Raw genomic sequence first — 11,243 nt, 5'->3', positions numbered from 1 at the left:
TTTAACGGAAAGTTCCGCGATGAATGTTTAAACGAACATTGGTTTCGGGATCTGAGTCATGCTCGTGAACTCATCAGTAGCTGGCGTATGGATTACAATGAAAATCGTCCTCACTCAGCACTGGATTATCTGACTCCATCTGAGTTTGCAGCAACCACAAGAACAGTAACGAACAATGGTGATTTAATAAGCATTACTAATGAAATTTTGGATTAATTCTTGGGGGCAGGTCACCCCATATTTTAAGTGGTATTTTAGGAATAAACATTAATGATTCCCAAGATTGGAAAAGCATATAGATGAGCCCTAATATGGCAACTGTCACTAACTCGATTAATGTTATATTGACTAGAGACCAAGACTTTCCAGAAGTTTTTTGACCAAATAGGTAAATTTGGAAACCACGAATAAAGGCTGCCAGTAAAATAAATGTGTCACCAAGATTGAATCCTAACCTTTCACTACCTGATAGACTGATTAAACCTCCTCCGATTAGGGAAATAAAACAGGAAAACCAGATAAAACCACTTTGCCGTCGTTTTCCTAAGATTCGTTCAAAAAAAGGAACAAGAATGACTGAAAGAGCAATTAAAAATCCAGCATTAGCAGCTGTCGTATATTTTACACCCAAAGTTTCAAATGTCAGGATGGTATATAGTAAAACACCAAAAATAATACCATTAATAACCTCTCCTCGTGTGAAACTGCTAAAACGAATACGAGTGCCAATAAACATAAAGGGAACCGCTAATGCAAAACGAAGCATTAGAAATAGAGGTACAGCAACGCCAGCCTGAATAATTAATTGCATCAACGAGTAACTTGCACCCCATGATAGAGCGATACCTATGATTCCCAAGTCTAATAGCCAGAGTTGAGAGCGTGGTTGACGTAAAACCTCATGAGACATTATTTATTCCCCTAGTTCGAGATGAGCAGCATCATAACTAATACGTAAGGTATTTTTTTTGTATTTAACCGATTTTATCTGAAAATTGGTAATCTTATTGAGATTATCAACATGTGTTCCCGCACATGGCATGTTTTCTGTATTTTCGATCAAGCAAAAACGAGTATCACCATCGAACCACGTCTTCACTTCTCCACCTTTTTCCATACTAGACTGTATCTTTAACGTTATATCCTCTAGTGGCAATTGATCGGTTGTTATCGCAGAGCTTCCCATTGCAGTGAACTCAACGCGAGATTGTCCAGGAAAATGATGTCCAGCAACAGCTATCCAGCCATATTGTCGCATTTCCCAGTTCAATAAATGGCCAGCAGTATGTAAAGCAGCATGATTGAGTCGATCTTTGATACTTAATTTGGAATGAACTTCCTTATTTACATCGGGCTGGATTAGGGATTCTGGATAAAGAAGAATATGTCCGGATAGATGACGACGAACTTTGACCGGTATTTCATTCACCCATCCGATATCTGCAGGCTGTCCCCCTCCCTGAGGGTGGAATATATTATCTCTCAACATAATCCATTGGCCATTATCATCACTGCCATTCGCTATGATTTCGCTGGATGAGTGGAAGAGATATGTATCATCTAAATAAGATTGTATCTGCTTCATGAATACTCCAATTACTCTGATGTTGCTAGTTTTTGAAAAGGGGATCCCAACAAATTATGTGTTACAACACGATTTCGATCATTTTGGTTCTTGCCTGAGACAATAACGCATCCAAAATTATCGAGCGGAATAGTGCCGCCATACTCATGGACGACATCTGTATTGGGATATATTTCGACTTCACTTGGCGCGTAGCGTGTAGCAAACCCCATTCTGTAATTTTTTGTAGAGGTATTCGGATAGGATGCATGCATGAGAGTTGACCAGAAAATAACACACTGCCCTGCTTTCATTTCTAGGGGAACGGCTTGATTTTCGTCTGGGCTCCAATTTGGATCAATTTGTAATTCTCTGTAGTCATAGCCAAAAAAACCTCTGTTTTTTCCAGACTTTTCTATGCCGTTGATAATATCTTCCTGATAGCCCATCGATTTAGACTCATCATAATTTAGCTGGTTATGAGTACCTGGCATGATCTCCAGACATCCATTTTCTATTGTTGCATCAGTAAACGCTGTCCAAACGGTTAGTGTTCCTTTGCCGAAGCTATCTTCTGTTTCCCCAGGCCAGAGAATTTGAGGTTTACCGCTCGCATTTGCAAATGTATCTGCTTGATGCCAATCGGTTCCTTCATCACCAGGATATTTCGGGAAAAATTCGGTTCGCCAGCACAGTACATCTTCACCTAAAATGCTTGATACTGGGGCAACAATGCGAGGATTTGTGACATGTTTGCTAAGCAAATCTATATCTAAATGACGATCGTAATTAGAGATATTTGTTGCTGCTCCGTAAGAATCTGATGGATATGCAGCATGGGAACGATCAGGTAGCTGACGACGAATATTATTCCAAAGCTCTGTCATTTCTTCTGGGGAATAAATTGTTAATGGCCCGATATAACCATTTTTACGAAAACTTTCTAGTTGTTCTTCCGTGAGATTTAACACACTATCCATTTATTTATCCTTTAATATTATTGGGCTGAAGAAAAGGTATTTTTCAGCGAAGTGTTGTATAGGTTTTTCATAGATAACACTAAATCAAATTCTTTTTTATCCGCTCATTGAGCGATATAGCAATCATGGAATGCCCACCAATATCGAGAAAGTTATCATCAGGTGAAACAGATTGTTCCAATATTTCTGAAAGCCAAGAAATATAGTGTTCTAAGGCGGAACTTTTATTTTGGTTACCCTGAATTGAAGCCGTATTCATATTTTTCATAAACTACTCCATCATGTTGAGCATTGCTTTTTTATCAACTTTTCCGTTGACAGTTTTAGGAATAATCCCGATTTTTCGATAACGAACTGGGCGCATGTAGACCGGTAATGCTGCCTTGGCGTGAGCTTTTAATTGTTTGGTTGCTACATCAGCTGATTCTATAGTGGTATAAAAACAAATCAGGTGATGGCCAAAAATAGGAGACTGTGCATTAACAACACATATTTCATGGATATTACTTTGTTTGGATAGTACGGATTCTATTTCACCAATTTCTATTCGGTATCCGTTGATTTTTGTCTGATGATCTCGTCGCCCTAAGAAAATCAATTCATTATTCTTATTATGACGTACAATATCACCAGAACAATAATAACAACGGGAAATACCATCTTTATCCAGCCATATAAACTTACTACACTCTTCATGACTGATATTCAAGTAACCATGAGTTATCTGAGGTCCTGAGAGTAAAAGTTCTCCACTATGTTCATCAGGCTCCTCATCACCGAAGGGGCGGATAATGTAATCAAAATGAGGTAATAATTTACCAATGTTTGACTCGATATTTTCTAAATCATTTTGATTAACCACATGTAAGCTGGCATGAACCGTGGTTTCCGTAATTCCATACATATTAACGAGTTGTGGTGATTGTAATCCAAAATGTCGGTTCCATTTTTCTAGAGCCTGAAAATTAAGCCGCTCACCACCAAAAACAATGAAACGTAATGCCAAGCTTTCAGAATAATAATTGCAAAGGCTGCTTGCATTAACTGAGAATGCTGTGGGCGTTTGATTTAAAATTGTTATTTTTTCATGTGCAATTAGTTTTGCCAATTTTTCTGGCATAACTCGGGTTTCTTCTGAAGGAATAATCAGCTTTCCGCCATAGCCCAGCATCGACCATATCTCCCAAACCGAAAAATCAAAAGCAAAGGAATGGTAAAGCAAGCCAATATCTTGTTCGTTGAAAGTGAAAAATTGTTCGGTTGCAGTGAAAAGAGCTTGTAAATTCTTATGAGTGATAGGAACGCCTTTGGGTTTACCTGTTGTACCGGATGTATAGATAACATAAGCAACTCCTTCTTCACTGGCGCGATTTACCATAGGAGCTGTAGGAAGTGCTGACTTTTCTTTTATGAGATGATGAACGTTATGCTGGCTGAATCCTTCATAGTTTGGTGTAGTTGTATCTCCAAGAATCAAAACGGGATTTGCGTCGTTTAAGATAAGTAGGTTCCGATCTTTAGGAGCCTTAGTATCAATAGGGACGTACGCTGCCCCAGTATATTGAACAGCGAGTAAAGCTGCTAATAACTCCATACTAGGAGTGACTGCAACGGCAACAAAATCTCCTTCCTTTACCTGATATTCTGATAACACTGAAGCAATGTTATCGATCCAGCTTTGTAATTCTCCATAAGAGACTCTTTTTTTATCATCTTGAAGAGCAATTCGGTTTGGATATGTTTGTGCCACGTCAAAGAAACGGCTTAATAGTGTCTTCGGTTTTATTTCAGGTAAAAGTGTTTGAAGCATTTCCTATCATCCATTCTTTGGTTTGTTCGAAATAAAGTTTATATGTTTTCTTTAAGTGAACAATTGTTTTTTTGGGAGTGGTTTTTTTATTTTTTAAAATTTGATTTTTGTTGGTTTTTTGGGTTTTTTTAGTGATAATTTTGATTTTAGTTGGGTTTTTGATTGATTTTTATTGGGTTGTTGATGTGGGTATATTATTTGATTTGTTTCTGTTTTCGAACGGTTGTTTGTCTTGGGGGTAAAATTGTGAGTTTTCTGTTAGATAGTTATATGAGAGAGCTCTGAATCCAGAATCTTGTTAATATGTAGGTTCAGAGCCCTGTTTTACTTTTCTTTAGTGCTACGCTTTCCGGACACTTCATCCACCAGATATAGAATGGATTGATAAGGAATCCCGCTGTGGTGCGAAAGACCGATCTCACAGGTCAGACTATGGCTGAAGCCGCGTTTACAATCCGGCGGGATCTGATTTTTCAACGGTTGTAATGCTGCCTGATTCAACTCCGGTGTGGTGAAACCTTTATCACCGGCCCAGCCGCAACACTGAATATGCTCGGGGACGATAACTTCACGGGCACAGGCTCGCGCCAGTTTTAACATCACATCTTCTAAGCCCATTTTTCGGGCACTACAGGTAATGTGCAGCAGAATGGTTTCTTCTGCCGGGGTTATGGTCAGCGATTCTAACAGGTAGCGACTGACAAATTCTGCCGGTTCATAAAGTTGTATGGTTGAATTCAATTCAGTTTTCAGCCGCTGAACACATGGGCTGGTGTCTATCAAAATCGGATAGCGGCCTTGTTCAGAGGCGTCGAGTAAAACCTGCTCTAACTGATGTGCTTTGTGTTGTGCGTGTGGTGTCATCCCTTTACTGTCATAAGGCATTCCACAACACTGTTCGTTTAAATGCTCCGGGAGAATAACTTCAAATCCTGCTTTATTGAGTAACCGACGGGTGACTTCAGTGAGCGATCGCTGATCTGTGCCCTGTGGCGTAACCCCCATCGCCCGGCTCGCGCAGGAAGGAAAGTAGACAACTTTTTTGACAGCGGAATACCCGTTGTGTTTTGTCAGCACATCACGGTTTGGAGCCGGGATCTCGGGTAACCACTGTGGTATTTGTATATGGTGACGTAAGCGCTGATTCCAGTGCTGCATCCGCTTTGCTCCGAGCAGGCGTGTTGCCGATGCATTGAGTTTGAGTCCGGTTCTGGCAAGTTGCGTTGTGGTGGCGAAATGGTTTGTCGTCCAGCGGGCAATTGCATCATAGCGCTGATATTTGTCAGTTCTCAGTTGTTTGACTAAATCGCCGGTATTGATCCCGACCGGGCAGCGCGTTGCACACAAGCCGGTTGCGGCACAGGTATCGATGCCTTGATATTCAAAGACCTGTTCTAACGCTCGAACATCAGGGCTGTCTTTCTTCAGGGTACGACGATGTTGTAATTCCCGGTACAGCACAATCCTTTGGCGAGGAGAGAGGGTCAGTGTGCGGGAGGGGCATACCGCCTCACAAAAGCCACATTCAATACAGTGATCAACCAGTGGATTGGCTGGTGGCATCGGTTTGAGATGCTGAACATGTGCTTGCGGGTCAGAGTTGAGAATCACCCCGGGGTTGAGCCTGCCGTCCGGATCAAACAGCGTTTTAATTTGCTGCATCAGTGCATAGCCGGCTTCACCCCACTCCAGTTCAACATAAGGAGCCATATTTCTCCCGGTTCCGTGTTCTGCTTTCAGGGAGCCGCCATACTTGACCGCAACCAGTTGGGCGACATCATCCATAAATGCACTATATCGAGCTATCTCTTCCGGCGCTTCAAAGCCCTGTGTAAAGACAAAATGTAAATTGCCCTCCAGCGCATGACCGAAAATAATCGCCTCATGGTAGTGATGTTTGTGAAACAGCGTTTGCAAGTCACGCACACCGCCTGCCAGATGTTCAATCGGAAAGGCTACATCTTCAATAATGACCGTTGTTCCGGTTTCACGCACTGCACCGACCGCTGGGAACAGGCCTTTACGGATTCCCCAGAGTGTGGTCACCGTTTGCTGATCCGTGGTAAATGGGACGGACTCCAGAATTGAATAAGTCGCCAGTTGCTGCATGATCTGCTCACATTGCGTTGTGAGTTGCAAATCATTGTGAGCATGAGACTCAATCAGCAACGCTGTTGCGTGTTCATCCAGTGTCGCAATAAAACCCGGCATACCCGGTTTATCGGCAATCGCCCGGAGTGAGCGCCCATCCATCATTTCCACGGCAGCGACCGGAGTCTGTTTGAGGGTTGTGACAGCCTGACTGGCTTGGTCTATGTCAGAAAAGACCAGCAGCGCTGAAGCTTTGAACGGATGTTCTGCGACTGTGTGGTAAGTGATCTCGGCAATGAAACCTAATGTGCCTTCAGAGCCAATCATCAAATGTTTAATCACGTCAATCGGGTCGCTATAGTCAATCAGGGCATTGAGTGCATAGCCAGTGGTATTTTTCAGGCGGTATTTATGCCGAATCAAATCAGTCAGCTGGCGGTTTGCCTGTGTTTGTTGACAGAGTGTCTGAATCCCGCTGATCAGCGCGGGGTTTTGCTGTTTGAATGTCTCAACACTCTTCGGGTCGGCTGTATTGAGTGTACTTCCGTTCGCTAAAATAATGTGGATATCTGCGACGGTCTGATACGAGTTCTGTGCGGTACCACAGCACATGCCGCTGGCATTGTTGGCTGCGATTCCTCCGATTTTACATGCATTGATTGACGCAGGATCCGGCCCGATTTTGCGTTGATAGGGTGCCAGATAGCGATTGGCGTCGGCACCGATCACACCGGGTTGCAGTCTGATTTTATGGCCCTGTTCTGAAATCTGATAGTTGCGCCAGTCATCGGTCAGGGTAACCAGTACCGAGTCTGAAACGGCTTGACCGGAGAGGCTGGTTCCAGCGGCTCGAAATGTCAGAGCTATACCGAGTTCATGACAGATGTGAAGGGTCAGTACCACCTCATCGATACTTTTCAACCGCAAAACGACTTGTGGGATTAAGCGGTAAAAACTGGCATCGGTGCCGTAAGCCAATCGTTGCTCCGGTTGAGTGATAATACATTCGGGAGCAAGGCGGGCGGATAAACGGGTGACAAGAGATTGGTATGGTGCTGATATTTCTGAAAGCTGGCTTGAGGAAGACTGACATTGCATGGCGTGACCTGTTTGATTTTTTATAAGGAGATTCATGAATCATCAATATAGCTGTTTTTAAATCTCTCGATCTGTTGTTTGCTGCACAGTTTGTTTTTCAGGTCAGGAAAAGGTTTGATTTCTTACACAATTAGTACGAACTCTTGACCTGAAATTTGAAATCTTCTCTGGGTAATCCACTACACTGGCTTCCAGTTGATTTAATGTGTGAACGCACAGCCGTTCGAAAAACAGGAGAGAAGTATGTCTAAACTATCAAACCCGATTGCCATGATGCTACTGACTACCGCAATTGCTTTTGGCCTAACGGCATGTAACGATGATAACGCAGCCACTGAAAAAACGACTACCAGCAGTGAGCAAGGTGATTCTGCAACAATGGATGCAGGTCAAGTACCAGTTGATCCGGCAACTCTGGACGGCGTTCAGACAATGGATAATGGCCAAGGCTCGATCGATCAAACAACACCGAAGACTGATCAAGAAATGATGGGTGAGGCGCCTGAAATGAGTCAGGGTGTGGTCGGAGACACGCCAGATGCCGGTAATGATAAGCATCAAGATAAATAATACCGCTTATCTTTTTTTGATTGTTGATCCTGAATCGTCGGCTCCCACGTCAATACGCGGGAGCCGATGTCATTTTATCGTTGCGGGTTAATCATTGCAGCGATTTTGAATTCGATACAGATGAACCAGACTGGTCAGTTTGATAAATGGTTTGATCAGGAGTTGAGCACTGCCGGCGATAAATAGCCAAGTTCCGCTCTCAACCAACGAATCGTTTAAGAAAAAGAAGCTGCCGATCAGAAACCAGATCGCAATCAGAAGATCATTAAAAGCACTCAATGCTTCATAACGTTGCTGGATAACCAGATGTTCGCCACCGATATTGATATCCAGTTTGGTCTTGGTTTTATTAATCACTATGCCTCCACCGTGCATTGATTGAGCTGACTGAAGCAATTTGAATTGCTTCAGGAGTATCTTGATTGTCAGGGTAACATTTTCACAACAAAAACAAACACTCCCCTCTGAATAATGGTTTATTTTTGAGCCATTCCGATAACCGCTTCTTTCTGGCAGATACGCATGATGAGACTTTACACACTGTTCGATAGTGACTACGATGCGAGCGCGCCACAAAGACGCTGACAGCGACAGCTATCACTGAAAATACAGCGACGAACAGAAGGAGACATCAATGACATCATATCCGTCGGGTCATATTGTGCGGTTAGAGCGGGAATCTGCCGGGATTGTGATTGAGTTAGTCGCAGTGATCGTTGGCCGTGACTTACTGGTGACCATTCATGGTGGCGATGCTGCACATATTGGTGCTGTAGCATTAGCGCAGCCGCGGACGAGCCTGCAGGATGCATCGAAGGTGAGTGCATCGACATCGGTGATGTGTGTGTTAGGGCATAAAGAAGATCTGCTTGCGCATCGTATGGCTCAGCTGATTGCTTCTGCTCTCAATTGTGTTGTTTCGGTCAGCTGTGGCATTCATATCGATCAGGCCAGGCCGGAACATTTGACGCAGATTTCTGGCATGGTCGATACGCTGGTCAATCAACTAATCGAGCATCTGCAAGCCTGATTTAACAGGAGATTGTTCGGTCAGATTATATAAAATATAATTTTTACCAGTATCGATTTTATGCTAGTAGATGCCAAATAAAAACAATGATGTCAGTGTTTTTAACTGCCTTTTCCTTTCTTAGTAATGAAAAATTCTGTGTGTTGGTTTGATAAAAATTATTAATCGTTAAGACTACAATTTTTCATTTTATCTTTGCATGAGTTAGCGCGATATTCGCCGCGAAAATCTTCTGTTTCTGTTGTTCCATCTGATTTCGAGGCTATTCAGTTGAATACTTCCCCTGTTGCGACTCAGCGCATTGCGGTACCCGTGATCGCTTTGGCGCTATATGCTATTGCGTCCGGCTATCTTATGAGTTTGCTCCCACTCATTCTGACTCATTATGAGCTCGATGAATCGCTTGCCAGCTGGCTTGCCAGCGTTTTTTATGCCGGTCTGTTGCTGGGGGCGATGATGATGGAACCATTCGTGAATCGTTTCGGCCACCGACTTGCCTTTATCTGGTGTTTAGTGATCTTGCTACTCTCTATTGTGGTGCTCCCATCATTGCCTTACACATCGGTCTGGCTTACTGCTCGCTTTGTCGCCGGGGTTGCGGTTGCCGGTGTTTTTGTGGTGGTTGAGTCTTGGTTATTACATGGTGATGCATCCCAACGGGCGAAGCGCTTAGGTATTTATATGGTCGCCTTATACGGTGGGACTGCAGTTGGTCAGCTGGGGATCGGGTTGGGCGTTTCTGGTGTGATACCATTCACAATGATTATTGTGCTATTGGTGCTCGCTTCAGTGGTACTCATTTATGGCGAAACGGATCAACCTCCGGCACAGCAAGCGACAAGCTTATCTTGGAAACAGATGACCAAGCTGAGCCATGCCGCTCTGATCGGGTGTCTGGTTTCTGGCCTGATGTTGGGTGCAATTTATGGTTTGATGCCGGTTGAGCTTGCCAATCGTGGTATTCCGACCATGCATCTTGGTAGTTTGCTCGCATTAGTAATTCTCGGGGCGATGGCGGTTCAGCCGATGATTCCTTGGTTGTCCAAATTCTTGGGGCGTAAACTCCTGATGGCAATGTTTTGTCTGGTGGGCGCAGGTGCATCTGTTTTGCCTGTTCTTTTCACAGGCACGGGGACGCTGGTGCTGGGGTTATTTTTGCTCGGTGTTGCAACGTTTGCACTCTATCCGATTGCAATCAATCTGGGATGTGACAAGTTAGACGCTAACTACATTGTGTCTGCCACTCAGGTGATGTTGTTTAGCTACAGTGTTGGTTCGGTATTAGGGCCAATCATGGCAGACTGGTTTATGCAAGGCAATCAGGGATTATTGGGTTATCTGTTTGTGATTTCACTCAGTACCTGTTTCTATATGCTGATTTCCAGCATCAAAACCAAGCGCCAGTGGGTTGCCGGCGGTTGATACTTCGCACCAGAAACGAAAATGTAAAGCACTGACAAATTGTTAGTGCTTTTGACGTTTTGAGAGCAATCAGCGGTTGCCGGATAATGTATTCAGAATACGCAATAATTGTTGGTGATCCGTTTCTGAGATCCGACTGAGAAATTTCATATCGAGCGATTGAACGACTTCCATTGAAGCATGGTAAAGCTTTTCTCCTTCTGCTGTTAAATAGACAAAACGGCGTCTTTTATCTTGGGTGCCATGCTGTCGCTGAATCAGTCCCCGTTTTTCCATTCTGCCCAGTAGTTCTGCCAGCGTTGCTTTGGTGGTAATGGCTGCTTCCACAAGATCAACTTGCTCAATCCCCGGTGATTGGGCAATCGCATGTAAAACAGAAAACTGTGGTTTTGTCACGTGGGGTAATGCATCTTGCCAATATGACGTATGTTCTTGAAACAGCTTTCGCATCAAGTGAAATACAGCTGAATCTAATCTCTGAGTCATCTGTTCTGGTTATCCTTGATTGTGATGAAAAGAGGGGCGCGTTGTGTCATTCAAAATATCCATTCATTACGTATTACGCATATTGTTAATTATATACCCAAGTTATCTCAAGGGAACGGCGGGATCACGGATTTAAAAATTTTAAGATTGCTTTTTGTGCATATAAGATTTAGTTTAATCAAATTGTTCGTG

Annotated in this window: 12 protein-coding genes; 4 read left to right on the top strand and 8 right to left on the bottom strand. The window is 43.3% G+C overall.

The features are described from left to right. Window positions 1-216, top strand: a 216-nt coding sequence (locus VR7878_RS06150; RefSeq protein WP_139343957.1) for an integrase core domain-containing protein, incomplete at its 5' end; no start/stop codon positions are given. Here VR7878_RS06150 and VR7878_RS06145 read toward each other — a convergent pair. The 6 genes from VR7878_RS06145 to VR7878_RS06120 all read right to left on the bottom strand — a co-directional run bounded on the left by VR7878_RS06145 (window position 197) and on the right by VR7878_RS06120 (window position 7,543). Continuing rightward, window positions 197-910 (bottom strand): DMT family transporter, encoded by a 714-nt coding sequence (locus VR7878_RS06145; RefSeq protein ID WP_205409425.1) that lies wholly within the window; start codon window positions 908-910, stop codon window positions 197-199. The two genes, VR7878_RS06150 and VR7878_RS06145, sit on opposite strands and share 20 nt — an antisense overlap. Window positions 911-913: 3 nt before the next feature. Next, complete coding sequence (locus VR7878_RS06140) at window positions 914-1,585, bottom strand: alanyl-tRNA editing protein (RefSeq protein ID WP_077334393.1); 672 nt, start codon at window positions 1,583-1,585, stop codon at window positions 914-916. An 11-nt stretch (window positions 1,586-1,596) separates the two neighbouring features. Next, a complete protein-coding gene (locus tag VR7878_RS06135) occupies window positions 1,597-2,544 on the bottom strand; it encodes a chlorinating enzyme (RefSeq protein ID WP_077334391.1) in 948 nt (315 codons plus the stop codon). A 79-nt stretch (window positions 2,545-2,623) separates the two neighbouring features. Beyond that, the gene (locus tag VR7878_RS06130; RefSeq protein WP_077334389.1) at window positions 2,624-2,812 is read right to left on the bottom strand and encodes a phosphopantetheine-binding protein; all 189 of its coding nucleotides are present in this window, start codon (window positions 2,810-2,812) and stop codon (window positions 2,624-2,626) included. A gap of 3 nt (window positions 2,813-2,815) precedes the next feature. After that, a complete protein-coding gene (locus tag VR7878_RS06125) occupies window positions 2,816-4,354 on the bottom strand; it encodes an amino acid adenylation domain-containing protein (protein ID WP_077334387.1) in 1,539 nt (512 codons plus the stop codon). 324 nt (window positions 4,355-4,678) lie between these two features. Then, entirely contained in the window at window positions 4,679-7,543 is a 2,865-nt protein-coding gene (locus VR7878_RS06120) for an FAD-binding and (Fe-S)-binding domain-containing protein (RefSeq protein WP_077334385.1), read from the bottom strand. A gap of 243 nt (window positions 7,544-7,786) precedes the next feature. On the opposite strand from VR7878_RS06120, the gene VR7878_RS06115 reads away from it, so the two are divergent. Further along, entirely contained in the window at window positions 7,787-8,113 is a 327-nt protein-coding gene (locus VR7878_RS06115) for a hypothetical protein (protein ID WP_077334383.1), read from the top strand. A gap of 87 nt (window positions 8,114-8,200) precedes the next feature. Here VR7878_RS06115 and VR7878_RS06110 read toward each other — a convergent pair whose 3' ends face one another. Continuing rightward, window positions 8,201-8,467 carry a YrhK family protein gene (locus VR7878_RS06110; RefSeq protein WP_306345796.1) on the bottom strand — a complete coding sequence of 89 codons (267 nt, stop codon included), beginning with the start codon at window positions 8,465-8,467 and terminating at the stop codon, window positions 8,201-8,203. Window positions 8,468-8,747: 280 nt separating this feature from the next. Between VR7878_RS06110 and lpdD the strand changes: the two genes are divergently transcribed. Both lpdD and VR7878_RS06100 read left to right on the top strand, forming a co-directional pair. Beyond that, entirely contained in the window at window positions 8,748-9,143 is a 396-nt protein-coding gene (lpdD, locus tag VR7878_RS06105) for a prenylated flavin chaperone LpdD (protein WP_077334379.1), read from the top strand. 270 nt (window positions 9,144-9,413) lie between these two features. Continuing rightward, window positions 9,414-10,565, top strand: coding sequence for an MFS transporter (locus VR7878_RS06100; RefSeq protein ID WP_077334403.1), 1,152 nt, complete (start codon window positions 9,414-9,416; stop codon window positions 10,563-10,565). Between the two features lie 69 nt (window positions 10,566-10,634). Here the strand turns inward: VR7878_RS06100 and VR7878_RS06095 are convergent, their stop codons facing one another. Then, window positions 10,635-11,051, bottom strand: coding sequence for a MarR family winged helix-turn-helix transcriptional regulator (locus VR7878_RS06095; protein ID WP_077334377.1), 417 nt, complete (start codon window positions 11,049-11,051; stop codon window positions 10,635-10,637). Window positions 11,052-11,243 lie beyond the last annotated feature (192 nt).

Source organism: Vibrio ruber DSM 16370 (assembly GCF_900163965.1).
Classification (GTDB): Bacteria; Pseudomonadota; Gammaproteobacteria; order Enterobacterales; family Vibrionaceae; genus Vibrio; species Vibrio ruber.
Note: the sequence above shows the minus strand (reverse complement) of the source record. Positions and strands in the feature narration are given on the sequence as shown.